The sequence below is a fragment of the Streptomyces sp. NRRL S-340 genome (assembly GCF_000720185.1).
In the GTDB taxonomy this organism is placed as follows: Bacteria; Actinomycetota; Actinomycetes; order Streptomycetales; family Streptomycetaceae; genus Streptomyces.
Genome location: NZ_JOIY01000044.1, coordinates 1 through 23,241 on the forward strand (window position 1 = coordinate 1; position 23,241 = coordinate 23,241).

General features: G+C 74.0%; 21 protein-coding genes. 15 read left to right on the forward strand and 6 right to left on the reverse strand.

Going from position 1 to position 23,241, the window contains the following annotated elements:
* The coding region (locus tag IG64_RS29545) for a lantibiotic dehydratase (RefSeq protein WP_037861719.1) at positions 1-2,621 on the reverse strand (2,621 nt) is incomplete at its 3' end.
* Between the two features lie 110 nt (positions 2,622-2,731).
* Positions 2,732-2,908, reverse strand: a complete 177-nt coding sequence (locus IG64_RS41285; protein ID WP_158771673.1) for a hypothetical protein — start codon at positions 2,906-2,908, stop codon at positions 2,732-2,734.
* 377 nt (positions 2,909-3,285) lie between these two features.
* Here IG64_RS41285 and IG64_RS29550 point away from each other — a divergent pair, with 377 nt between their 5' ends.
* From IG64_RS29550 to IG64_RS29565, 4 genes are all read left to right on the forward strand, one after another.
* Positions 3,286-4,491: a CapA family protein gene (locus IG64_RS29550; protein WP_158771675.1), complete on the forward strand. Its 1,206-nt coding sequence runs from the start codon at positions 3,286-3,288 to the stop codon at positions 4,489-4,491.
* A gap of 150 nt (positions 4,492-4,641) precedes the next feature.
* Positions 4,642-5,523 (forward strand): ThiF family adenylyltransferase, encoded by an 882-nt coding sequence (locus IG64_RS29555; protein WP_037861720.1) that lies wholly within the window; start codon positions 4,642-4,644, stop codon positions 5,521-5,523.
* The gene (locus IG64_RS37725) at positions 5,520-6,518 is read left to right on the forward strand and encodes a hypothetical protein (RefSeq protein ID WP_158771676.1); all 999 of its coding nucleotides are present in this window, start codon (positions 5,520-5,522) and stop codon (positions 6,516-6,518) included. Before IG64_RS29555 ends, IG64_RS37725 begins: the two co-directional genes overlap by 4 nt.
* Positions 6,519-6,637: 119 nt before the next feature.
* Positions 6,638-8,065, forward strand: a complete 1,428-nt coding sequence (locus tag IG64_RS29565; RefSeq protein WP_037861722.1) for an FAD-binding oxidoreductase — start codon at positions 6,638-6,640, stop codon at positions 8,063-8,065.
* Between the two features lie 332 nt (positions 8,066-8,397).
* Here IG64_RS29565 and IG64_RS29570 read toward each other — a convergent pair whose 3' ends face one another.
* The gene (locus IG64_RS29570; RefSeq protein WP_037861724.1) at positions 8,398-9,168 is read right to left on the reverse strand and encodes an ArsR/SmtB family transcription factor; all 771 of its coding nucleotides are present in this window, start codon (positions 9,166-9,168) and stop codon (positions 8,398-8,400) included.
* Positions 9,169-9,468: 300 nt separating this feature from the next.
* On the opposite strand from IG64_RS29570, the gene IG64_RS41290 reads away from it, so the two are divergent.
* The 5 genes from IG64_RS41290 (at position 9,469) to IG64_RS29595 (ending at position 13,957) form a co-directional block, all read left to right on the forward strand.
* On the forward strand, positions 9,469-9,882 hold the full coding sequence (locus IG64_RS41290; protein WP_051813452.1) for a RidA family protein: 414 nt from the start codon (positions 9,469-9,471) through the stop codon (positions 9,880-9,882).
* 32 nt (positions 9,883-9,914) lie between these two features.
* Complete coding sequence (locus IG64_RS29580) at positions 9,915-11,345, forward strand: MFS transporter (RefSeq protein WP_051813454.1); 1,431 nt, start codon at positions 9,915-9,917, stop codon at positions 11,343-11,345.
* A gap of 156 nt (positions 11,346-11,501) precedes the next feature.
* A complete protein-coding gene (locus IG64_RS29585; RefSeq protein ID WP_037861727.1) occupies positions 11,502-11,978 on the forward strand; it encodes a hypothetical protein in 477 nt (158 codons plus the stop codon).
* A 289-nt stretch (positions 11,979-12,267) separates the two neighbouring features.
* Positions 12,268-12,747, forward strand: a complete 480-nt coding sequence (locus IG64_RS40765) for a hypothetical protein (protein ID WP_234438652.1) — start codon at positions 12,268-12,270, stop codon at positions 12,745-12,747.
* Complete coding sequence (locus IG64_RS29595) at positions 12,737-13,957, forward strand: MAB_1171c family putative transporter (protein ID WP_051813456.1); 1,221 nt, start codon at positions 12,737-12,739, stop codon at positions 13,955-13,957. The genes IG64_RS40765 and IG64_RS29595 overlap by 11 nt, the downstream gene beginning before the upstream one ends.
* 135 nt (positions 13,958-14,092) lie before the next feature.
* Here IG64_RS29595 and IG64_RS29600 read toward each other — a convergent pair whose 3' ends face one another.
* Entirely contained in the window at positions 14,093-14,884 is a 792-nt protein-coding gene (locus IG64_RS29600) for a TioE family transcriptional regulator (RefSeq protein WP_037861731.1), read from the reverse strand.
* Between the two features lie 79 nt (positions 14,885-14,963).
* Between IG64_RS29600 and IG64_RS29605 the strand changes: the two genes are divergently transcribed.
* Together IG64_RS29605 and IG64_RS29610 are read left to right on the forward strand one after the other, a co-directional pair.
* Positions 14,964-16,169, forward strand: coding sequence for an erythromycin esterase family protein (locus IG64_RS29605; RefSeq protein WP_037861733.1), 1,206 nt, complete (start codon positions 14,964-14,966; stop codon positions 16,167-16,169).
* A gap of 124 nt (positions 16,170-16,293) precedes the next feature.
* Positions 16,294-17,829 (forward strand): carboxylesterase/lipase family protein, encoded by a 1,536-nt coding sequence (locus tag IG64_RS29610; RefSeq protein ID WP_037861734.1) that lies wholly within the window; start codon positions 16,294-16,296, stop codon positions 17,827-17,829.
* 109 nt (positions 17,830-17,938) lie between these two features.
* Here the strand turns inward: IG64_RS29610 and IG64_RS29615 are convergent, their stop codons facing one another.
* Positions 17,939-18,307 (reverse strand): hypothetical protein, encoded by a 369-nt coding sequence (locus tag IG64_RS29615; RefSeq protein WP_037861735.1) that lies wholly within the window; start codon positions 18,305-18,307, stop codon positions 17,939-17,941.
* A gap of 101 nt (positions 18,308-18,408) precedes the next feature.
* Between IG64_RS29615 and sigJ the strand changes: the two genes are divergently transcribed.
* Positions 18,409-19,326: an RNA polymerase sigma factor SigJ gene (gene sigJ / locus IG64_RS29620; protein ID WP_037861736.1), complete on the forward strand. Its 918-nt coding sequence runs from the start codon at positions 18,409-18,411 to the stop codon at positions 19,324-19,326.
* Positions 19,327-19,391: 65 nt separating this feature from the next.
* Here the strand turns inward: sigJ and IG64_RS29625 are convergent, their stop codons facing one another.
* A complete protein-coding gene (locus IG64_RS29625) occupies positions 19,392-19,919 on the reverse strand; it encodes a MarR family winged helix-turn-helix transcriptional regulator (RefSeq protein WP_051813457.1) in 528 nt (175 codons plus the stop codon).
* A 57-nt stretch (positions 19,920-19,976) separates the two neighbouring features.
* On the opposite strand from IG64_RS29625, the gene IG64_RS29630 reads away from it, so the two are divergent.
* From IG64_RS29630 to IG64_RS29640, 3 genes are all read left to right on the forward strand, one after another.
* Positions 19,977-20,801, forward strand: coding sequence for an alpha/beta fold hydrolase (locus IG64_RS29630; protein ID WP_037861738.1), 825 nt, complete (start codon positions 19,977-19,979; stop codon positions 20,799-20,801).
* Between the two features lie 221 nt (positions 20,802-21,022).
* Positions 21,023-21,631, forward strand: coding sequence for a cysteine hydrolase family protein (locus IG64_RS29635; protein ID WP_267883419.1), 609 nt, complete (start codon positions 21,023-21,025; stop codon positions 21,629-21,631).
* Between the two features lie 101 nt (positions 21,632-21,732).
* On the forward strand, positions 21,733-22,722 hold the full coding sequence (locus tag IG64_RS29640; protein ID WP_078884297.1) for an aminoglycoside phosphotransferase family protein: 990 nt from the start codon (positions 21,733-21,735) through the stop codon (positions 22,720-22,722).
* Positions 22,723-23,241 lie beyond the last annotated feature (519 nt).

Genomic DNA, 23,241 nt, shown 5'->3' on the forward strand with positions numbered 1-23,241 from the left:
GTCCGGGGGCGAGGGCGGGGGCGGGGGCGGCGGGCGAACAGCGGCAGGGTCAGTTCGGCCGCGTGTGCCCCGTCCGGCCCCTGGAGCCAGCGGCAGCCGGCGGGACCGCCGTACCATTCCGTCATCGCGGCCGGTACGGGCCGCCGCAGTTCCTCGTGCAGCAGGAGCAGGTGCAGCGCGTCGTCCAGGTCCAGTGTCAGGCGGTGGTCGGCACGGGTGAGGCGCAGGTGGCGGGGGACGCCCCACTGTTCGCGCCAGCGGGCGACCTCGCGGTGCCAGCGCCCGCCGGTGCCCTCGTTCCGGCGGGCGGCCTCGCGCAGCGCCCGGTCGGGCAGCCAGCGCGCCGGGGACAGGACGGTCCGTCCGTGGCGGACGCGCGGCAGGGCCGGTGCCTGCGCCCACGGGCCCCAGTCCCAGGGAGCGCACCAGCCGCGCCCCTCGTGGCCGAGGTCCAGCAGGAAGCGGGCGGTGTCGGGCACATGGCCGGAGGCCGGGTTGAGCATGCAGTACGACACCGGCCGTACGAGGGTGCCGGTCGGCGTGTGGACCAGGCGCAGGCGCTCCGTGTCGGCGTACACGGCCAGGTCCTCCAGCCGCAGGTCACCGGCCCGGTCCGCCGCCGCGGGGCCGACGCCGAGGGGAATGCGGTGCGGCAGCCACTGGGGGACGGCGGTGACGTTGGCGGACCGGACGACTCGCGGGCGGTAGGCGACGACCGCGGGTGTCCCGGGCCGGGGCTCCTGACGGGCGGTCGCCTCCTCGCCGTGCAGGACGGTGCGCCGGACGGCCGCTTCTCCGCCGTCGAGGACGGGGACGAAGCGGCCGGAGGTGGCACCGGCCCGGGGGGAACCCGTGGGGGCGCCGAGCACCAGGGTGAACCGGCCGGCGCACAGTTCGTCCCAGCCGGCCGCCGCCACCTCGGCCCCCAACTCCAGTGAGGGCGGCGGCCGGTGGGCTGGCTCGGGGGCCAGCGCGGTGACCGTGGCGTCGTCGAGCAGGATCTCACCGGACCCGGAACGGGCCGCCGCCAGCAGGAGTTCGGCGAGTACGCCGTGCCCGGCGACCGCGCCGCGGGCGGCCGGGTCCCGGGCGAGGAAGTCCCGGGCAGCCGGTCCGGCCTGTCCGCGCTGCCCGCCCTGGCTGTCCTGTTCGCCGTGTTCGTCTTGTCCGTTCGGTTCCCCGCGCCCGGCGGCGCCCGCGCGCGTCCGGTAGGCGGCGGGCAGGCCGAGTCCGCGTGCCTCGTCGAGGAGTTCCCGGACCGGTACGGCGCGGTGGGTGCCGTACCGCTCCAGGAACTGCCGGTGGTACGGCCGCAGAGCGGGCGTGCCGGGCGCGTGCCGGGTGAGCCGCCACAGGACGCTCGCCGCGCGCTCGGCCTCCTCACCCACCGCGGTCGGCAGCACCAGCCGCGCGTCGAAGGCGAGGTCGCACTGCACCAGGTGGCCGGACGGCGCGAGAGCGCGCATGCGCTCGGTCACCTCGGCCAGCCGGGGCCCGCGCGCGGTGAGCGGTGCGGCGTCCAGTGCGCGCAGCGCGCCGCGTACCCCCGCCAGGGCCTCGGCGTCGGGGTGGCCCGAGCCGTCGAGACGCTCCAGGACGTGGTCGAGAGGGGTGAGGCAGTCGGGCGGCGGAACCAGGTCGCAGAGCAGGAAGCGTCCGGTCACAAGCCGGGCCACGACGTGGCCGATCTCCTCGCGCGTGGCCTGCGGGAAGGCCTCCTGGAGCCGCCGGACGAGTGCGGGGAAGGCGATGGGCTCGGCGGCGTACCGCAGGACGCTGCCGACGAGCCGGGTGTGGCGCACGGAGTGGACGCGGCGCCGGGCGCCGTCCGCGTCGTGGTGGTCGACCAGGACGACCCTGCCGTCGCGGACGACGTGCAGCGGATCGGCGACCAGCCGCGAGCGGGCGACGAGTTCGGGGCAGGCGAGCAGGCCGTCCAGGACGGTGTCGAGCCAGGCGGCGTCGGGCCGGCTGACGGTGCGGTGGGCGGCACCGACCGTCCGGTGGGGCGCCGGTCCGAGGGAGGCGGCCGCGACACCGGCGAACAGGCCGAAGGGCGTGGGGCGATGGGTCATGCGCAGGTGGTACTTCAGTACGGACAGCAGGATCCGCCGCAGCCTGCGGGGTGTGACCGTCCCGTGCGCCACCACGTCCGGCGCGGCCGTCAGGCGTCCTGCCGTCAGGCGTCCTGCCGTCTCCCGGCCTGTTGTATCCGGTGGGGCCGTCTCCGGCTCCGTCGGCGTCGGACCTGCCGTCACCCGCTCCGTCCTCGGACCCGCAGTCTGTGGCTCCGCCGGCGCCGGACGCACCGTCACCCGCTCCGCCGGAGCCGGGCCTGCGGTCTCGGGCGTCCCCGTCATCGGGGCCGCCGTCCGCGCCGCCGCGCACTTGGACAGGTCGTCGGCGAGGCTCGGGCTGGCCAGCCGGACCGCCGCGGTGAAGAGCGGGTCGGCGGCCAGCCGTGCGAGCCGCGCGCGCAGGGCGGCGGGGTCGTCGAGGTCGTCGAGGCCCCCGGGAGCCGGCTCCGCGCCGAGGCTTTCCCGGGGCGGGCCGGGCAGCGGGAGCGCCGCGGCACGCAGCAGGACGCTGCTGCCTGCCACGAACACGTCGGTGTCGCCCATGGGCGGGCCTGCCTCCATCCTGGCCTGGTCGGGGAACCACCGCCGGCCCGGCGGGAGGGACCGGCACCGGTGGCCGGCATCAGCCCTCCCGCCGGACTCGCCACGGGGGTTCAGCAGTCGTAGTAGGTGGGCGGGCAGGCCAGGCAGGTGCCCGTGCCGGTGAAGGTCGCGGGGTGCGGGCCGGGCCCGGCCACGTCCTCCGCCTCCACGTCCAGCCGCAGGTCGAGGTCGAGGTCCAGGTCGAGGTCCCGGTCCAGGGCGGGCTCCGGGCTCACGGTGCGGGCCATGTCGTTTCCTTCCTGAGAGGTTCCTGAAGGTCTCGGATCGAGCGGCAGCGATGCTAGGAGCCTTCGGTTTCGGTTCCGGCCGAAGTGTGTTCCATCCGCTGTCATGGATGCGTTTTGCGCCAAGTTGCCGACGAGCGTCCGCTGTAGTTGTCAGCGACGGCCCAGCCGTGCTTATGCTCACCAACGGCACCATCCGCTGTAGCGAACGGCCGTCGGGTTCCTCGACCGCTCGAGTCCATCGAGTCCGTCGAGCCCGTCCGGGCCGTCAAGTTCATCGCGTTCACCGAGTCCGTCCGGTACTCGCGAGCACTCAGCGAGTACCTGGCGAATGTCCAGCCAACACCCGCGCCGAAATGGTCAAGGGGGCCGTGCCGTTCATGGACGAGTTGCAGATCGTCGCCGTCGGGGACGTCTTCGTGCACCGGGAACGACCCGAGGAGGCGTTCCAGCACGTCAGCAGTGCCTTCCAGCAGGCGGACACGACGTTCGCCAACCTGGAGGGCGTCTACTGCACCACGCAGGAGCGCGCCCCCAGCGCGGGCGTCCCCGTCATCGCCGATCCCTCCCACGCCCGCGGTGTCGCCGGTGCCGGCGTCGACGTCGTCTCCCTCGCGAACAACCACAGCCTCGACGGGGGGACCCTCGCCCTGCTGGAGACCCGCGCGCTGATGCGCGGCTCAGGTGTGGCCACGGCGGGGGCCGGGGAGAACCGGGAGGACGCGCACCGGCCGGCCGTGCTCGACACCCGCAGGGGCCGCGTCGCCGTCCTCGCCTACGCCTCCGTCTTCCCCTGCGGGTACGAGGCCCGTCCCGGAGTTCCGGGACTCGCCCCGCTGCGGGCGAGCACCCTCTACACCCCGTGGGAGACCAACGAGTGGAATCCGGGGCTGCTGCCCCGGGTCACCACCGTGCCCGACGAGGGGGACATGGAGGTGCTGCGCGAGGACGTGGCACGGGCCCGCGACCAGGCGGACGTGGTGCTCGCCAGTTTCCACTGGGGCGACTTCACCCGGCCCTACGTCCTCACCGATCACGAGACGCGCACCGCGCGCGCCGCCATCGACGCGGGCGCGGACGCCGTCCTGGGCCACCACCACCACCTCTTGCGCGGCATCGAGTTCCACCGCGGACGGCCCATCTTCTACGGCCTGGGGCACTTCGCCTTCGACCTGCCCGGCCTGGAGGAACGGCTGCGGAAATCCGCCTACCTCGGCCGCGGTGACGCTCGGCTGCGCCGCGAGAGCGCCCGGCGTTTCGGCGAGTTCCGTATCGGACCCCGCGAGGGGCATCCGCTGCTCCCCTTCCATCCCGACGGCCGGCTCACCGGCTTCGCCCTCATCGGGTGGGCCGACGGCTCGATCCGCGCCGGGTTCGCCCCGTGCGTCCTCGGCCCGGACAACAGCCCCCGCCCGGTGGCCGCCTCCACACCCGAGGGCAAGGAGGTCATCGACTACCTGGAGCGCGCCTGCGCGTACGAGGAACTGCCCACGCGCTTCGAGCGGGACGCCTACACCTTCCACGGCATCCACGTCACGGCCGTACGTCCCGCCGACCGGCCGGCCGCGCCGCGCACCTCGGCCTGAACGGCACCCACCACCCGCGCCGCACCCGGGCCTGAACGGCACACCCCAGGCACCGACCCCGTCCACACGGCACGACACACCAGGCACGACACACCAGGCACGACACACCAGACACCAGACACCAGACACCAGACACCGGAAAGGTCATCCATGTCGGATCGCAAGCGCTACACCGCCACGGAAACCGGCGAGGACTACTACTGGCAGCGGGTGCGCCGCAACCTGGGCTGGCTGGGCAACACCCCGGAGGAACAGAAGGAGCGCCAGCTCAAGCTGAAGAACGCCGTCATAGGCATCGCCGGCGTCGGCGGCATCGGCGGGGCCACGGCGGACCGTCTGGTCCGCATGGGTGTGCAGAACCTGAAGCTGGCCGACCCGGACACCTTCGAGGTCTCCAACATCAACCGCCAGTACGGCGCGAGCATAGACACCGTAGGCCGCAACAAGGCCGAGGTCGTCGCCGAGGCCGTCTACCGGACCACCCGCGACGTCAACATCGACGTGTACCCCGAGGGCATCACCGAGGACATCGTCGACGAGTTCTTCGAGGGCTGCGACTACGTCCTGGACAAGATCGAGATCTACGAGATCGAGGCCCGCTACACGCTGCACCGGGCCTTCCGCCGCTCCGAGCGCTGCCGGTTCATGATGTGCACCCCCGTGTTCGGACACCGCACGTTCTTCTTCAAGTGGACGCGGGACTCCATGACGGCCGAGGAGTACTTCGGCGTCCCCGACGGCGAGGAGATGAACGAGAAGAACGCCGAGCAGCTCATCAGCAGGTTCATCCCGGAGATGCCGGACTACCCGGACCGGTCCGTGCTGGACGACTGGTTCGTCAAGGAGCGCGAGTGCCCGATCTTCGCGGGCACCCCGCCGCTGGCCCAGGGCATGCTCGCCTCCCGGCTGGGACAGGCCATCACGGGCCTCGACGAGCTGCCCGGCTCCGTGCCGCTGCCCGTCATGCCCGGTTACGCGATGCTCGACACCCAGAAGTGGGTGGCGAAGACGGTGGAGGGCCAGTGGTGGTGACGCAGCAGCTGATGTCCGCCCAGGCGCCGCCGGCGCCCCCCGCCACCGGCCTGCCCCGGCACGCCGTGTCACTGTCCTCCTGGCGGCGCGCCGACTACGAGCGGGTGTGGGAGCGGGCCGAGTGGATGCTGGGCAGCTCCACGGAGACCCTGGCCCGCACGGCCCCCGGCGCACTCCTCGGCGTGCTCTTCTACCAGAACAGCACCCGCACCCGGCTCAGCTTCGAGGTGGCGGCCCGGCGCATCGGCGGCTCGTCCGTCGGCTTCTGCGACGTGACGACCACCCGGGCCGGCGACTTCTACCAGGAGTCCCTGGAGGACACCGTGCGCGTCATAGGCTCCTACGCCGACATCCTGGTGCTGCGGCACACCGACGACGACGCGGCGGAGCGGGCGGCGGCCGTGTCACCGGTGCCCGTCGTCAGCGCCGGCACCGGCGACCGCGAGCACCCGACCCAGGCCATGCTCGACCTGTGGGTGCTCCGCTCCAAGCTGGACAGCCTGACGGGCGTCACCGTGGGCTACGTCGGCGACCCGGCCTGCCGCTACGCCCGCTCGCTCGTGCACGGGCTCGCCACGTTCCACGCCGCGGGGATCGTCTTCCTCTCCCCGGACGGCACGCGGGTCCCCGACGACGTGCGGGCCACCCTGGCCAGGGCCAGGATGAGCTGGCGTACGGCGGGGTCGGCCACCGAACTGCTGCGCGCCGTCGACGCGGTGACCATCATCCCGTTCGAGCTGTCCGACTTCCACGAGAGCGCCGTACGCTCCCACACCCGGTCGGCGCGGCTCGACCAGCGGTTCGTGTTCGACGCCGGGCTGCTCAGCCGGACGGGCACGGGCGTGCCGCTCATCCACACCGGGCCGCGCGGTCCGGAGCTGCCTCCGGAGACGGACGACCTGCCGAACGTGCACTATTTCGAGGGCGTCACCAAGGGCGTCCACCTCCGGGCGGCCCTGCTGGCCGAACTCCTCGCCGGTCACCGCCGCCGGTAGCGCGCCGCGGCCGACGCCGCCGGTACGGCGGCGGACCGCGACGGGCCGTGCCGGGGCAGCGTGCCCCGGCACGGCCCCACCGCTGCCCGCCACACCCCTCCCGACGAGGAGAACTCCCCATGCCTGAAGACCCGTTGGGTGACACCCTCACGGCGGCGCTGCGCGCCCGCGCCCCGCAGTGCCGCGTCCTGACCGGCGCGGAGGTGACCGAGGGCCATCTGCGCGACGAGGCGGCGGGAGCACCCTTCGGGCGGGCCCGGGCCGTGGCGCTGCCCCAGGACACCTCCCAGGTGTCCGCCGTCGTGCGCACCTGCGCCGAACTCGGTGTGCCGATCGTTCCGCGCGGGGCGGGCACGGGACTGTCCGGCGGCGCCAACGCCGTCGAGGGCTGTCTGGTGCTCGCCACCGAACGCATGGACCGGGTGCTCCGCGTCGACGTGGACGACCACACCGCGACCGTGCAGCCGGGCGTCGTCAACGACGACCTCAAACGGGTCTGCGCCGGGCACGGCCTGTGGTACCCGCCCGACCCGGCGAGTTCCGCGTGGTCGACGATCGGCGGCAACGTCGCGACCAACGCCGGGGGCATCTGCTGCGTGAAGTACGGGGTCACCCGCGACTACGTCCTGGGCCTGGAGGCCGTCGTCGCCGACGGTACGGCGGTGCGGCTGGGCGGCCGGACGGTCAAGGGCGTGGCGGGGTACGACCTGCGCGGGCTGTTCACCGGCTCCGAGGGCACCCTCGGAGTGATCACCGAGGTGACGCTGCGGCTGCGGGTGCGCAGGCCCGAGCCGCCGGTGACGGTGGTCGGCCTCTTCGACGAGCTGACCGCGGCCGGGCGAGCCGTCGCGGCGGTCGCGGCCCGCGGACTGACCCCCGCCGCCCTCGAACTCGTCGACCGGCACTGCCTCCAGGCCGTGGACGAGTGGAAGCGCACGGGGCTGGAGCCCGGCGCCGCGGCCCTGCTGCTCGCCCGCAGCGACGCCGGCGGCGGTGCCGCCGAGGAGGAGGGCCGGGCCCTGCTCGACTGCTTCCGGGGCGCGGGCGCCACCTGGGCCGACGTGTCCACCGACCCGGTCGAGGCCGACGCCCTCTTCGAGGCCCGGCGTCTGGCGTACCCCGCTCTGGCCCGCCGCGGGCCCGTCCTCACCGAGGACGTGTGCGTGCCCCGCAGCCGCGTCCCCGAGATGCTGGAGCGCATCGCAGGGATCTCCGCCTCCCGGGGCGTCGCCGTGGCCAACATCGCGCACGCAGGGGACGGCAACCTGCACCCCTTGATCATCGTGCCCGGCCCCGACGAGGCGGCCCTCGCCCGCGTGCACGGCGTCTTCGAGGAACTGATGGACGCGGCGCTCGCCCTGGGCGGCACCGTGACCGCCGAGCACGGGGTGGGCCTGCTCAAACGCGGCGGACTGCGGCGTGAGTCGAGCGCCGCCGCCCTCGCCCTGCAGCACGCCGTGAAACGCGCCCTCGATCCCCGGGGCCTGTTCAACCCCGGCAAGGTCCTGGGCCCGGACCGGCCGTGGTCACCCGGCGCTGCGAGCTGACAACGCCCCGCGCGGTGCGTACTGAGGACGCGTCCGTGTGCTGAAGGCGCGTCCGCACGGAGTGAGCTGAGCACACGCCCGCACGGCGTGTACCGAGGGAGCGTCCGTACGGCGTGTACTGAGGCCGTGCCCGCATGGTGCGTGCTGAGTGTGCGCCCGTGCGGCGTGTACCGAGGGAGCGTCCGTGCGGCGTGTGCTGGGGCGGTGCCCGCGCGGTGCGTACTGAGTGTGCGCCCGTGCGCTGCTCCGGGTCCGGCGCACGCGGGCGCTGCCACCGTGCACGGGCCGAGGGCGGGCCCGCCGCGGGCCCGCCCTCGCCCGGGAACCCGTACTCAGGCCGCCGCGCGGGTGCGCAGTTCCTGGAGGTCGAGGCCCAGCCATTCGCGCAGGCCGCGGGCCCCTTCCTCGGGGACCCGGATCACCCGGCTGCCGGAGGCCCGGACGACCCAGCCCAGTTCCAGGAGCCGGTCGAGCAGCGCGGCGCCCACCGCGCCCGCGAGGTGGTGGCGCTGTTCGGTCCAGTCGACGCAGTAGCGCACGGCGGGCCGGGCCGTCCGCGGCGGTTTCACACCGACCTCGTCCAGGATCCGCCAGCCCTCCTCCGTGACCTCGTAGACGAGGTCCCAGCCCGGCGCGGACAGCCGGTCGCGCACCGAGCGGGCGGGGTCGTGCAGCCCGTCGCCGCCGACCAGGATCCGTCGCTCCAGCAGGGCCCGCATCACGCCGACCCCGAGGTGGCCCGCCAGATGGTCGTAACAGGTGCGGGCCAGGCGCAGGGAGGCGGCCCGTGTCCCGGACCGCAGGGACCGCGGGGTGAACGGTCGCGCCAGGTTGGCGAGGGACTCCAGCGCGTGGGCGACCTCCGCCGAGGCGAGGCTGTAGTAGCGGTGGCGGCCCTGTCTGCGGACCGTCAGCAGTCCGCCGTCGACCAACTGGGCCAGATGGCCGCTGACCGTCGACGGCGCCACGCCGGCCTCCGCCGCGAGCATCGTCATCGGAAGCGCCCGCTGGTCCAGGAGGGCGAGCAGGATCCGGGCCCGGGTCTGGTCCCCGATGAGGGAGGCCGGAGTGAGGAAGTTCGCGTCTCCCGCCAAGTCGCGCATGACTCTCCCGAACAGTCGGTGCCGTGGCCTTCTCGGGTGTCCATGCTGTCACCGATCCGGACGCGACCGAACCGCCGGAACGTTTCGCGCGTCGATTTCGCGCCGCCTTTCACTCCGCCCCGCAGGGGCCCGCACCGGCCGGCGGCTGCCCGGCAGCAGTGCCCCGGACGGCCGCTGCCAGCACATTTCGACCTGGCCCGAAGCTTTACGGCAGTAGATTGGCGAAAGTCCGCTTCCCCCTTGGTGCGGACCGCCCCGGCAGACCGGGAGTGCGGGTCCGCGGGGTGTCACCGTGATTTCGTGGAGGTGCTGATGGGCCGCGAGCTGATCGTCCGGGGAAAGGTGCCCGGCTACCGCTATTCGCCGGGTGTCGTAGTCGGTGACACCGCCTATCTGGCGGGGCATTTCGGCGTCGACGGCGACGGGAAACTGGTCGCGGACGAGGTGGCCGGGCAGGGGCGCCGCGCACTGGAGAACCTGCGGTCCACGCTGGAGGCCGCCGGGATGGGCCTGGGGGACGTGGTGAGCATGCGGGTCTGGCTCACCACCTACGACGACATGCCGGCCTTCGACGCCGTGTACGGCGAGTTCTTCGAGACGGACCCGCCTGCCCGTACGGCCTTCATGGTGGAGCGGCTGCCACTGGGCGCGGCCGTCGAACTCGACGCGATCGCCGTCCGCGACTCGGCCGAGGTGAAGGCACGACTGGCCTGATGCCGGGCCCGGAACGAAACGAAGGAACGTCGATGTCCCTGGACGACGTCAACCCTCCCGCCGCGGTCGCCACCGCGGACCCCCGGGCTCCGAAGACCGCGTCCCGGCTTCCGCTGGTCGCGCTCTGCCTGGGTTTCTTCATGGTCATGCTGGACGCGACGATCGTGACGGTCGCGCTGCCGCCCATCGGCAAGGACTTCGCCACCGGCGGCGACCTGACCGGCGCCCAGTGGGTCGCCGACGGTTACACCATCGTCTTCGCCGGGCTGCTGCTCTCGGCCGGCTCGGTCGGCGACCGGCTGGGCAGCAAACCGGTGTTCCAGGCCGGGCTCGGCCTGTTCGTGCTGACCTCCGTGGGCTGCGGCATCGCCCCGTCCCTGTGGTTCCTGGTCGTGATGCGCCTGCTCCAGGGACTGTCCGCGGCGCTCGTCGTGCCCACCTCCCTGGCGCTCATCCACGCCTCCTACGACCGCAAGGAGGACCGTGCCCGCGCCATCGGGGTGTGGGGCGGCATCGGCGGCATCGCGGCGGCGTCCGGGCCGGTGCTCGGCGGACTGCTCGTCTCGGCGTTCGGCTGGCGCTCGGTGTTCTACGTGAACCTCCCGTTCGGCCTGCTGGGGCTGGTCCTGACGGCCCGTCACGTGATCGCGCCGAGGCCGCGCGGCGAACGCGGCCTGGACCTGCCCGCCCAGATCCTCGGCATCCTGGCCCTCGGCGCCCTCACCCTCGCCATCATCGAGGGCGGCCACCGCGGCTGGTCGGCCCCGCTGGTCGTGGCCGCCTTCGTCCTGTTCGCCGTGTGCGGGGCGGCGTTCCTGCTGGTCGAGGGACGCGTGGGCAATCCCATGCTGCCGCTCTCCCTGTTCCGCCACCCCTCCTTCTCCGGCGCCACGGCCGTGGGCCTGCTGCTCAACATCGGGTTCTACGGCCAGTTGTTCGTGGTCACGTTCTACTTCCAGCAGTACCGGCACTACGCGGTGCTGTGGGCCGGGCTCGCCATCCTGCCCCAGACCGCCATGGCCGGTCTCGCCTCCGCCCTCGGCGGACGGATGACGGCCCGGAGCGGCCCGCGCACCCCCATGACACTGGGGCTGCTGGTCGGCACCGCCGGCTTCTTCGCCCTCCTGGTCGCCGGGAGCTCGACCCCGTACTGGGTGCTGGTGCTGCCCCTGGCCGCGATCGGCTTCGGTACGGCGTTCACCATGCCCGCCGCCGTGGCCGCGGTCGTGGAATCGGCGCCGGCGGAGCGGTCCGGCGTGGCGTCGGGCGTGCTCAACGCCAGCCGCCAGGTGGGCAGCGCGGTCGGCGTCGCCCTGCTCGGCTCGCTCGTCGCCACCCAGGCGCACTTCGAGACCGGCATGCGCGTCGGATCCGTGATCAGCGGCTGCTGTTTCCTGGCGGGCGTCCTGGTCGCCGTCACCACGGTGGGCCGGGGCCCCGGCCGGCAACCGGGCGCCGCCTGAACCCTGTTGGGGCCACTGTGGCCCCAGGCACGGGGGAGGTGGACCTCACCGGCCGTCCTGTCCGCTGTCGCGGACCTTTCACTCCGTCAGCCGGTAGCATCGACCGGTACAGCGGACGGTCCCGGCCGGGGCCGAGTCACCAGCGGAGGACGGCTGATGAAGGAGAGCGACCTTCCCGGGGGCCAGGGCGGCCGGCCGCTGCTCGCCCGGTTCGACGAACGTCTGCGCGCGCTGATCGTCGCACTTTATCCGGATGAACGGCAGCGACCGGGGTACGCGAGACTCGCCGCCCAGATAAGACAGACCACGGGCGGCACGATCTCCGCGACCTACCTGTGGGAGCTGGCCACCGGCAAGAAACGAAACCTCACCCTGGAGCAACTCGACGTCCTCGCCCGGTTCTTCGGTGTCCCGCCGGAGTACTTCTTCGACGACGAGGCCGCCGAACGTGTCAGCGCGCAGCTCAAGCTCGCCTCCGCGCTGCGGGACGCGCGCGTGCGCAACCTGGCCCTGCGCGCCGACGGGCTGTCCCCGCAGACACTGGACGCCCTGCTCACCATGGTGAACGAGGCGCGCAGGATCCAGCAGCTCCCGGATGTCTCCGCACCGGGCGAGAACGAGCCGGACAGTTGACATCCCCGCGTCCGGGTCCGCGAGGGGACCCGCGCCCGGACCTGCGGCCCGACCCGCCTCCGGTCCGGCCGCGGCCCCCGGGACCGGTGGCGGGGTGGCCGGATCCCACCGGGAGCGAAGATCACCCGGTTGACCCGGTTCGGTGTCGTGCCGAAGCATTTGCGGGTCCGGACGATTCGAAGAACGAGCGACTCGGAGAGTGCACCCTTCCCGTCACCGTCCCCCCACACGAGGCGAAGGCACCCGCATGCCGCACTACTTCAGTACACTCCGCCGCCGCTGTCAGGCAGTGGTCGACACCCTGGACCTCCCTCGGCCGTTCTCCGCCGACACCTTCTGCGCGCACCTGTCCCGGCAACGCCGACGGCCCATCAACGTGCACGCGTTTCCCCCCGCCGCGCTGGGCAACTCGGCCTGCGGACTGTGGCTCGCCACCGAGACCGACGACCACATCTTCTTCGAGACCCGGACCACGCCGCTGCACCAAGAACACATCATCATGCACGAGATCGCCCATCTCCTCTTCGACCACGGTTCCTCCCCCACCTCGCCGGCGGCCGGCCTGGCGGACGTGTTCCCCGACCTGAGCCCGGACACCGTGCGCCGGCTCCTGGGACGCACCAGCTACACCACGGTCCAGGAACAGGAGGCCGAGATGCTGGCGAGCCTCATCAAGACCGCCGCCGACCGGCCGCGCAGCTCGCCGTCGGCTGGCGTACTGGGCAACCTCGAAGCTGCCCTGGGGGTCGGCGGTCCCCATGCGCGCTGATCTGGCCTCGGCCGCCGGCCTCGTCGAGGACGCGGGTGTGGCGGCGATCTGGATCGCGGTCCTGCTGCGGATACCGGCGGCCCGGCGCGACCGCCGGCAGCGCGGCCTGTGCCTGGCGGTCGCCGCCGCCGCGGCCGCCATGGCCCTGCGCCTGGGCCCCGTCGCCAGGGCCATCGACCTCGTCACCGGCGATCCGCGCGCCACTCAACTGGCCATGCACCTGCTGGGAGCGCTGTCCGCCCTCGTCGTCCTCGACTTCCTGCTGACCGTGACGGGCGGCGGCCCACCGCGCCTCTGGCTGCACCTCGGCGGCGTGTTCTGCCTGCTGACGCTGCTTTACCTCGACGTCTCGGCACCCGCGCACACCCAGGACGTCATCGGTCCGCACGGCGCGCCCGAGCCCTCCCTGGTCTTCTGGCTCACGCTGGTCTGCATGCACCTGGTGGCAGACGGCACCTGTGTCGTGGTGTGCCGGCGGTACAGCCGCCGCGGCAGCGCCGGGCCGTCCCGCACGAGCCTGGCGCTGTTCGGCCTGGGCACCGCCTTCGCCGGTCTGTTCTGGGTCGCCGACCTGCTGTACATCCAGGTGCGCTCACCGTGGATCCCGGTCTGCCTCTCCGCGACGATGGGGCTGCACGGACTGCTGCGGGCCGCCTCGATCGCCGTACCCACCCTGCTCGACGCGCACCGGGCCGCCGGCGACATCAGGGTGCTGCGCCGCCTGGACCCGCTGTGGCGGGACCTGATCGCCGCGGTGCCCTCCGTCGCCCTGTGCGCGCCGCGTCACCACCTCCTCGAGATCCTGTGGCCGCGCGGTCCCCGGGACCTGATCGTCTACCGGAAGATCGTGGAGATCCGCGACGCGATCCTCGTGCTGCGCGAGTACGTCCCCTCCGACGGGTTCGTGCCCGCAGGGGACCGTGAGTCACCGGCGGGTCCGGACGCCCGCCCGGCCGGCCCGGACGCCTGGCAGCCCGCGCGCGGTGAGGACCGCGAGGCGGTCGCCGTCGCACGCATGCTGCACGCCGCACGGCGTGCGAAGCTGGCGGGCCGCCCGCCGCTCGCCCACTTCGCCCGGCTGCCCCAGCCCGGTTGCGCGGACGTGGCGGCGGAGACGGACTTCCTGACGCAGGTCGCCGACGCCTACCGCCGCCGCCCCCTGCCCCCGTACCCCCTCCCGGCCCGGACCGCCAGCCGCCCCGCCGCGTGACGGCGTCCGGACGCGTCCGCACCGCGCCCCCCGTGCGGTGACCGTGCGCCCCGGGTGCCCCCGTGCGGTGACCGTGCGCGCCCGTGCGGCGGCCCTCCCCTGCCCGGCGCCCCGCGCGGTGGCCGTCCGCGCCTGTCAGCCGCGCTCGCGCAGGTACGCCTCCAACCCGGCGGCCCCGGCCAGCATCGCCCGTGCGCGGGCGGACAGCCGGCCGTGCCAGTCGCCCAGTGCGGACTCCAGCGGCTCCAGGCCGCCCGCGGCCCGCACCTGCGCGATCAACTGCGCGATCTGCTCCAGCGGGCAGCCGCCCCGCCGGAGCTGACGCGCCAGCAGAGCGTCCCGTACATCGGCGTCGTCAAAGACGCGGTAGCCGGTCCGCGGGTCGCGGCGCGGGCGCACGAGCCCGGCCTGCTCCCAGGCCCGCAGCGTCGCCGGCCGGATCCCGAGCTTCCTCGCCAGCGGTCCGATGAACGTGCCGCCGGAGCCGGAGCCGGAGCCGGAGCCGGTGCCGGAAGGGGAAGGGGAGGTGGAGCCGGAAGCGGGCCCGGCCTCGGTCCGGGCCGCCGCCACCACGGCGGGGTCCAGGTCACGCAGGGCGCTCTCCACCGCCTCAAGGGTCCGACGGTCCTCCAGGAGCTGGGCGTGGCTGACGTCGAGGAGACGCAACGCCTCGTCGACCGCTCCCTGGTGCACGGCCCGCAGGACCGACGCCGCCGTCCCGTGGCCGTGGCCGGGCACCAGCGCGAGGAACGCGCGCAGCGCCGCCGCGTGCAGCGGCGTGTAGACGCGGTAGCCGTGCGGTGTGCGGCCGGCGGCCGGAAGGATGCCGGCCTCCTCGTAGTTCCTGACCGCCTGGGTGGACAGCCCGTGCTCGCGTGCCAGATCGACCGGCCTGAGCCGACCCCCCGATTGAAGGTTCCGCGCCATGTTCCGCGCTGTACTCCTGCTCTTGCCACGAGAAACCGAGAAAAGTCTCAACCGAACGTTCAACGATAGCGTGGAAGCCATGGCTACCGACATCCAGGACACCGCCCACGCCGTCGATGCCGCCGCGGTCATGGCGCTGCTTCCGGCCCGGCCCCGGCTGCTCGCCCTCGGCGAGCCCGCCCACGGCCAGGACGCCCTGCTCGGCCTGCGCAACGACGTCTTCCGGCGACTCGTCGAGCAGGAGGGCTACCGGACCATCGCGATCGAGAGCGACTGCATGAAGGGACTGCTCGTCGACGACTTCGTCACCTCGGGCACGGGCACCCTCGACGAGGTCATGGAACGCGGCTTCAGCCACGAGTGGTTCAACGTGTCCGCGCCCAACCGGGAACTGGTGCGCTGGATGCGCGCCCACAACGAGGGCAGGCCCGCCTCCGAGCGGATCCGCTTCGCCGGCTTCGACGGCCCGCTGGAGATGACCGGCGCCGCGAGCCCCCGCCAGGCCCTCACCGCACTCCACGGCTACCTCCGCGCCCACGTGGACGCGGACCTGCTCCCGTGCACCGCGGAAACACTCGACCGGCTGCTCGGCGCCGACGACCGGTGGACCGACGCCGCGGTGATGACGGACCCGGCCCGGTCCGTGGGGCGGTCGGCGGAGGCCGGCCGGCTGCGGCTGCTCGCCGACGACCTGGTGGCGCTGCTCGACGAGCAGACGCCGCACCTGCTCGCGGCCACCTCGCGCGACGACTGGGACCGGGCCCGCCTGTACGGGCGCACCGCCACGGGCCTGCTGCGCTACCACTCGCGGACGGCGGACACCTCCCCGGCCCGCATGGCCCGGCTGTGCGCCCTGCGGGACGCGATGATGGCCCGCAACCTCCTCGCCCTCGCCGAACGGGGCCCCGTGCTCGTCCACGCCCACAACTCCCACCTCCAGCGGGAGAAGAGCACCATGCGGATGTGGGAGGGGCCGATCGCATGGTGGAGCGCCGGTGCGCTGGCGAGCGCTCGGCTCGCGGAGCAGTACGCCTTCGTGGCCACCGCCCTCGGCACGCTCCGGCACCAGGGGGTGGACGCACCGCCGCGGGACACCCTCGAAGGACTCCTGTACGCGCTCCCCGGGGACCGCTGCGTCATCGACACCCGGCGCCTGGCCGCCGCCCTCGGCGACAGCCGTCCCGTGCCCCGCGAGTCCCCGTGGTTCGGCTACGCCCCCTTCGACCCGGCCCACCTGGCGTCCACCGACGGCCTCGTGTTCGTGAAGGACGTACCGCGGTCGTAGCGCGGGACGGAAGCGGAGGCCGAAGCGGAAGCCGAAGCCGAGACCGAGGCTGAAGCGGAAGCCGAGACCGAAGCCGAGACCGAGGCCGAAGCGGAAGGGGACGACTGTGGGAGGCTTGTGCCCCATGGGGGAGACGTCAGGGGCGGGGCCGGACTTCCGGACGACGGGCGGCCGTGTGCGCGGCAGACGGCCGGCCGACGGCGTGGTGGCGGTCCTCGGCATCCCGTACGCCGCCCCGCCCTTCGGTCCTCACCGTTTCCGGGGCCCGCGGGCCGCCCCCGGCTGGAGCGGGACACGTGACGGCACGGACTTCGGGCCCGTCGCTCCGCAGTCGGCGCGGCTGCCCGGCGCGCCGGTGTGGCGCCCCGGCGACGAGGACGTGCTCACCGTCAACGTGTGGGCGCCGCAGGAACGGCAGGGCGCCGGCCCGCTGCCGGTGCTGTTCTGGATCCACGGCGGCGCCTACACCTTCGGCTCCTCCGCCCAGCCCGACTACGACGGCGCCGCGCTCGCCCGTGCCGGGCTCGTCGTGGTCAGCTGCAACTACCGGATCGGCTTCGAGGGGTTCGGCCATGTGCCGGGATTCCCGGACAACCGCGGGCTCCTCGACCAGGTGGCGGCTCTGCGCTGGGTGCGGGAGAACATCGCCGCTTTCGGCGGTGACCCCGCCGCCGTCACGGTCGCCGGGCACTCCTCCGGAGCGGGCTCGGTCGCCTGTCTGATGGCCATGGAGCAGGCGCGCGGGTTGTTCCGCGGGGCCATCGCCCACAGCGTGCCCAGCGCCTTCTTCACCCCTGCCGTCGCCGCCGCGGTCACGTCGAGGATCGCGGGCGAGGCCGGTGTCGCCCCGACGGCCGAGGGCCTGCTCTCCGCCTCGCCGCGGCGCCTGGTGGCGGCCTGCGACGAGGTCGCCCGGCAGTGCGCGGACGATCCCGCGACGGCGGTGCAGGCGTACGAGCCGGTGCTCTTCCAGCCCGTCCTCGACGGCGAGGTGCTGCCCGTCGACCCGCTCCGCGCGCTCGCCACCGGAGCCTGCCGCGACGTCGGCCTCCTGGTGTGCCACGCCCTGGAGGAGTACTGGTTCCTGCACGAGATCGCGGGCGTGCGGGAGGTCACCTCCGAGTCAGCACTCCTGGAGTTCGCCGCGGCTCTCGGCCTCCCCGCCCGGCTGGTCGCCGGGTACCGCGCGCTCAGGCCCGGCGCGCCGGTCCTCGACCGGTACCTCGCGCTCTTCGGCGACGCCCGTTTCGGCGAGTACAGCAGCCGGCTCGCCGAGCACCACGCGCGCGCCGGCGGACGGGCGTACCTCTCCCGTTTCGCCCGCAGGCGCCGCACGCCGGATGGCGAGACCCGGCCCTGGCACACCGCCGACGTCCCTTTCGCGTTCGGCAACCTGGACGCGGAGGGCGCCGCCTTCCTCGTCGGCGCCGTCCCGGACGACGAGGACCGTGCCCTGTCCCGGCGGATGCTGCGCGCATGGGCGGACTTCGCGGCCCGCGGCGACCCGGGCTGGCCCGCGGTCACCGCCGAGGCCACCTTGGTGAAGGCCTGGGCCGTCCCGGACGACCACCTGACCGATGACGCCGCTTGCGGTGTACGCGCCCTGTGGCGGGGAGTCCCGTTCGGGCCGTACGAGGCCTCGCCCGCCGCGGGACGCTGAGGGGAACGCCCGCCGTCACGCGGTGTACGCGCCAGGAGGACACCTGGGGTCCGGTCCGGCGGGCCGGGCGGGTCCCGGCGGCCCGCGCCACCGGACGGCCGGGTCCGCTTCAGCGCCGGGCCAGCGCCAGCACGCTCAGACCGAACATCAGGACACCCAGGGGGAGATGGACCGACGGGACGTGCGCGATGCCCAGCACCACCTGCACCGAGGCGAGGACGAGGAATCCCGAGGCCTGCCACACCGGGCGGGACGAGCCGCCGCCCGGCTTCCACGCCAGTACCGCCGCCAGCACGTACAGCATCGACGCCCCGTACATCACACGGGCCCCGACGCTGTGCAGCGTCTCCCCGTAGGACGCGGTCAGCAGCAGCCCGGCGGAGACCGCCTGGAGGAAGATGGTCAGGGTCTGCAGGGCGATTGCGGCCTGCACGAACGAAGAGCCGCGGCGTGCTTCCGTCGTCACTTCAGTGGCCATGTCACAGTCCCCTTTTCCGCCCTCGGGCAGTGGATCGATAAGGTCTCACCAGCCCGACGACGCGGGCCCGCGAAAGGTAAGGCGAGGGGGCGGCCGCGAGCATGGGGACTGTCGGGACCGGTGGGGACGGGACAGCCGGCGAGCGCCGCCGGCTGATCAACGTCGCCTACCGGCTGCTCGGATCGGTGACCGAGGCCGAGGACGCCGTGCAGGACGCCTACGCACGCTGGTACGGGCTGCCACGCAGCCGGCAGGAGGAGATCCTGTCCCCCGGCGCCTGGCTGACCACGGTGACCGGCCGCATCTGCCTGGACCTGCTCGGCTCGGCGCGGGCCCGCCGTGAACGCTACGTCGGCGCGTGGCTCCCCGAGCCGCTGCCCGACCGCGGTGAGTGGGTCCACGCGGGCGGCACCGGCGCCGCCGGCCCCGCGGACCCCGCCGACCAGATCGTCCGCGACGAGTCGGTGACCATGGCCTTCCTCGTCGTCCTGGAGTCGATGACGCCCGCCGAGCGGGTGGCGTTCGTCCTGCACGACGTCTTCCGGTACCCGTTCGCCGAGATCGCCGGCGTGCTGGACCGGTCCCCGGCGGCCTGCAAGCAACTGGCGGCCTCCGCCCGGCGGCGGGTGAGCGCCGCCCGCACTCCGGTGACGGCGCCCGGACAGGCCGACGTGGTACGGCACGTCAAAGAGGCCTGGCAGACCAAGGACATCGCCGCGCTCATCGGTGTGCTCAACCCGGCTGCCGTGATGACCGCCGACGGCGGCGGCATGGCCGGCGCCGTCCTGCGCCCGGTCGAGGGCGGCGCGCGCATCGCCCAGTACATGGTCGCCATCGCCGACCGGGCCCCGGGCCTCGAACTCCTGGAGCGGTCGGTCAATGGCACGCCGGGGCTGGTGGCCGTCCGGGAGGGCGCCGTCATGACCGTGGCCTCGTTCGACGTCGTGGACGGGCGCGTCACGCGGATCTGGGTCGTCCGCAACCCGGAGAAACTGCGGCCGTGGCCGGCGCAGGGGTAGGGGAGCCGGTTCCCCGTCCCGGCCCTGTGCCGCCTCGGCCCCCGGCCGCGCCCTCGGCCAGGCCCTCAGCCGCGCCCCGGGCCCCGGCTCCCCTCCGCGGTCCCGGCTCCGTCCACGTCCACGTCTTCGAACAGCGCGTGCATCGCGCCGAGGACGCGCAGACAGGCGTCGACGTCCGCCATGCTCAGACCACCGTCCACCCGGCGCAGCAGGGCGTGTTCGCGAGCCCGTACCGCGCCGATCGCCGTGCGGCCCTCGTCGGTCAGCTCGATGAGCGAGGAGCGGCGGTGCGCGGGGTTGGCGACGCTGCGCACCAGGCCGCAGCGCGCCGCGTCGTTCACCATGCGCTGCACGAACTGCCGGCTGAGCGCCTGCGCCCGCCCCATCTGAGGCACCGTCATCGGTCCGCCGGTGCGCAGGAGATCGAGCACCGCGCGCACCCCGACCGACAGGCCGGCGTCCGGCGCTGCCTGTTCCACCTTGCGGTGGACCCGCCGGTAGAGCGGGCCGACCAGGTCGAAGACCTCCGTGAGGCGCTCGGCCAGCTCGTCCGGGGAGGGCGCGGCGGGGGCCGCGGTGCGTTCGTCCGCCATGGCTTCATCATGACACCCCGGTTGCCAAGGTGCGGGGGAACTGACACCTTGGTTGTCATGAGCGCCGATCTCTCAGCCGTTCCGATCCGTTCACTGCAGATTGCCGGAGGCCGTCTCGCCTACCGGGAGGCGGGTTCCGGGCCGCCCCTGGTTCTCCTGCACGGCGGCTTCCTCGACCACCGCATGTGGGCGGAGCAGATCCGGGCGTTCGCCCCGCGCCACCGGGTCATCGCCTTCGACGCCCGCGGACACGGCGGCTCGGACAACGCGACCGGCCCGTACCGGCTCGCCGACGACGTCGCCGCGCTGCTGCACGCCCTGGACGCCGCCCCGGCCGTGCTCGTCGGCGTCTCGATGGGCGGTGCCACCGCAGTCGACTGCGCGCTGGAACACCCGGACCTGGTCCGTGCGGTCGTCGTCAGCGGCGTCGGCACGAGCGAGCCCGTCTTCGAGGACCCGTGGGCGCTGGACGTCCTCGCCGCCGAGGAGCGGGCGCTGGCCGCGGGCGACGTGGCCGGCTGGGCCGACGCGTTCCAGCGTTTCACCGCCGGTCCGCACCGCGACCCGGCCCATGTCGATGCCGACGTCCTGCGCAGGGTGCGGGAGATGGCACTCGGCACGCTCGGCAAGCACACGGCGGGTGAGCCGGACCACCGGGTGCCGGTCACGTCCACCTGGGAGCGGGCGTCCGGTATCACGGTGCCCGTGTGCGCGGTCAACGGCGCGCTGGACGCACCGGACCACCTCGCCATGGCCGACCGTCTGGTGGAACTCGTCCCCGACGGACGCACCACCGCCGTGCCGGACGCGGCGCACTACCCGAACATGGAGCATCCGGCCCGCTTCGACGCCGAACTGACCTCTTTCCTGGAGACCGTGTGACCAGCGACCGTCCGATCGATGACCGTACGGCTGACGGCCCTGGGACCGAAGGCCGTTCGGCCGAAGACGGTTCGGCCGAAGACGGTTCGCCTGACGACCGCCCGGCCAACGACCGTGTGCACGCAGAGGGTTCGCCTGACGACCGGGTGACCGGCGGCCGTCCGAGCGAGGACCACGCGATCAACGACCGTCCGGATGACGGCCGTTCGTCCGGAGACCGCGTGCCCGCTGACCGTAGGACCGGCGGTGGTACGACTGACGGCGGCCGTACGAGCAGCGCCCTCCTCGTGATGGACGTCCAGCGGGCCGTCGTGGACCTCGCCGACGACGGCTCGGGCTACCTGTCGCGTCTGCGCCGGGCCATCGACGCCGCCCGGGCCGCCGGCATCCCCGTGATCTACGTGGTCATCGCCCTGCGCCCGGGCTTCCCGGAGGTCGGCCCGCGCAACCGGGCCCTCACCGCCGTGGCGCGCGCCGGGCTCCACGTCGAGGGAGACCCCGGCACGGCCATCCACCCCGACGTCGCGCCCCTGCCCGGCGAGGTGGTGGTCACGAAGAGACGGGCGAGCGCGTTCTCGGGCAGCGATCTCGACGTGGTGCTCAGGGCGCGCGGCATCGACAGCCTCGTCCTCACCGGCATCGCCACCAGCGCCGTCGTGCTGCACACCCTGTGCCAGGCCAACGACCTGGACTTCGGCCTCACCGTCCTCGCCGACGCCTGCCTGGACCTCGACGCCGAGGTCCACCGGTTCCTCACCGAGAAGCTGTTCCCCCAGTGGGCGGACGTCGTCAGCGTCGAGGAGTGGGCCGGGGGCGTGACTCCCAGGTAGCGCCGGCAGCAGCGGCGACCGTGACGCGACGCGTCGGGCAGGGCGTCCGTGTCTTCCGGACGACCTGCCCGCGAGAGGCGTCACGGCTACTGTTGCCCGGCATGACGGGCAACGGGGCGGGCACCAGCGGCACGGGCACCACCGGCACCACCGGCGCAGAAACCACCGATACGGACATCGCCGATACGGACATCGCCGATCCGGAGATCACCGAGGAACTGGTCCGGGCTCTGCTGCGGGAGCAGCACCCCGACCTGGCGGACCTCCCCGTGAAGCTGGGAGCACGTGGCTGGGACAACCAGGTGTGGAGGCTCGGCGACGACCTCGCCGTACGGCTTCCCTGGGCGACGCGGTCCGCGGACGCGCTGCTGCGCAAGGAGCACACGTGGCTGCCCGTCCTCGCCCCGCACCTTCCGCTGCGCGTTCCCCTCCCGCAGCGCCTCGGTGAGCCCTCCCAACGGTTCCCGCGGCCCTGGCTCGTCACCACCTGGGTACCGGGCGAACCCGCCGACCGCGCCCCCGCGACGCGCGCCGCGCAGGCGGCCGTCACCTTGGCCGGCTTCCTGACCGCCCTCCACCGTCCCGCCCCCGAGGAGGCGCCGGCGGGCCGGGACCGCGGTGGCCCGCTGGCCGCCACCGCCGGGCACCTCACCCGGCAACTCGCCTCGGCCACCGAACTGGGGCTGGTGCGCGACCCGGACGCCGTCCGCGCGGTCTGGGAGGACGCCGCCACCGCACCCGAGTGGACAGGCCCCCGGCTCTGGCTCCACGGCGACCTGCACCCGGCCAACGTCCTGACGGCGAACGGCACGTTCTGCGGTGTGATCGACTTCGGCGATCTCTTCGCCGGTGACCCGGCCTGCGACCTCGCCGCCGCGTGGGTCCTGCTGCCGGACGGCTCGGCTCGCCTCTTCCATGAGGCGTACCGGCCGGGTCCGGACGCCGCGACCCTCCGCCGCGCCCGCGGGTGGGCCGTACTGCGTGCCCTCAGCGCCCTGCACATCGGTCACGCCGGTGTCCAGGGCCACCCCGGAGGGAAGCCCACCTGGGGCCCGCCGGCCCACGCCGCACTACGACGCCTCACCGCGTAGCTGCGCGGGTGAACAGCACCCTGGCGGCTGGCGGAAGGACCAGCCGCACCGCTCGCTGCCGGGCGACGCCTAACCGACCGGCCTTCGGGCGGACGCTGCCGCCGGCTTCCCGGGGCGGCTCCCCGTACGGCCGGCGCCTCGAGAAGACCGCCCTGGGTGTCGTCGTACCCACCCGGCCCGTCGCCGATCTCTGCCGCCAGGCCTGGCAGCGGGCCCTGGGCGGGGACGGACCCCGTCTGGACGAAACCCGCCCGGAGGAGACCGGCGTACCGCGCCCGCGCGAGCGCCGAAGCCGCCCCTGAGCCTGCCGTGCGCTGTGAGCACCGCGCGGGAGGCGCCGGCCGGGCTCGGACCTCCGGACGGGCGTCCGGACGGAGTGGGCGCCCGGCCCCGGCGTCCGGTCCTGGCGCGCGGCCCCGGCGCCCGGCCCCGGCGTCCGGCACGCTCGCGCGCCGCGTCGACGAGGGTTCCGTCGCCTCGCGGTGATGTGATGCTTCTGCGAAGGCCTCCCCCCGCCGC

Excerpts from the sequence above, each read along its gene's own strand:
- IG64_RS41285 (WP_158771673.1), bottom strand. The coding sequence starts at position 2,908 with ATGGCCCGCACCGTGAGCCCGGAGCCCGCCCTGGACCGGGACCTCGAC.
- IG64_RS29550 (WP_158771675.1), top strand. The coding sequence starts at position 3,286 with ATGGACGAGTTGCAGATCGTCGCCGTCGGGGACGTCTTCGTGCACCGG.
- IG64_RS29555 (WP_037861720.1), top strand. The coding sequence starts at position 4,642 with ATGTCGGATCGCAAGCGCTACACCGCCACGGAAACCGGCGAGGACTAC.
- IG64_RS29565 (WP_037861722.1), top strand. The coding sequence starts at position 6,638 with ATGCCTGAAGACCCGTTGGGTGACACCCTCACGGCGGCGCTGCGCGCC.
- IG64_RS29570 (WP_037861724.1), bottom strand. The coding sequence starts at position 9,168 with ATGCGCGACTTGGCGGGAGACGCGAACTTCCTCACTCCGGCCTCCCTC.
- IG64_RS29580 (WP_051813454.1), top strand. The coding sequence starts at position 9,915 with ATGTCCCTGGACGACGTCAACCCTCCCGCCGCGGTCGCCACCGCGGAC.
- IG64_RS29585 (WP_037861727.1), top strand. The coding sequence starts at position 11,502 with ATGAAGGAGAGCGACCTTCCCGGGGGCCAGGGCGGCCGGCCGCTGCTC.
- IG64_RS29595 (WP_051813456.1), top strand. The coding sequence starts at position 12,737 with ATGCGCGCTGATCTGGCCTCGGCCGCCGGCCTCGTCGAGGACGCGGGT.
- IG64_RS29600 (WP_037861731.1), bottom strand. The coding sequence starts at position 14,884 with ATGGCGCGGAACCTTCAATCGGGGGGTCGGCTCAGGCCGGTCGATCTG.
- IG64_RS29605 (WP_037861733.1), top strand. The coding sequence starts at position 14,964 with ATGGCTACCGACATCCAGGACACCGCCCACGCCGTCGATGCCGCCGCG.
- IG64_RS29610 (WP_037861734.1), top strand. The coding sequence starts at position 16,294 with ATGGGGGAGACGTCAGGGGCGGGGCCGGACTTCCGGACGACGGGCGGC.
- IG64_RS29615 (WP_037861735.1), bottom strand. The coding sequence starts at position 18,307 with ATGGCCACTGAAGTGACGACGGAAGCACGCCGCGGCTCTTCGTTCGTG.
- sigJ (WP_037861736.1), top strand. The coding sequence starts at position 18,409 with ATGGGGACTGTCGGGACCGGTGGGGACGGGACAGCCGGCGAGCGCCGC.
- IG64_RS29625 (WP_051813457.1), bottom strand. The coding sequence starts at position 19,919 with ATGGCGGACGAACGCACCGCGGCCCCCGCCGCGCCCTCCCCGGACGAG.
- IG64_RS29630 (WP_037861738.1), top strand. The coding sequence starts at position 19,977 with ATGAGCGCCGATCTCTCAGCCGTTCCGATCCGTTCACTGCAGATTGCC.
- IG64_RS29640 (WP_078884297.1), top strand. The coding sequence starts at position 21,733 with ATGACGGGCAACGGGGCGGGCACCAGCGGCACGGGCACCACCGGCACC.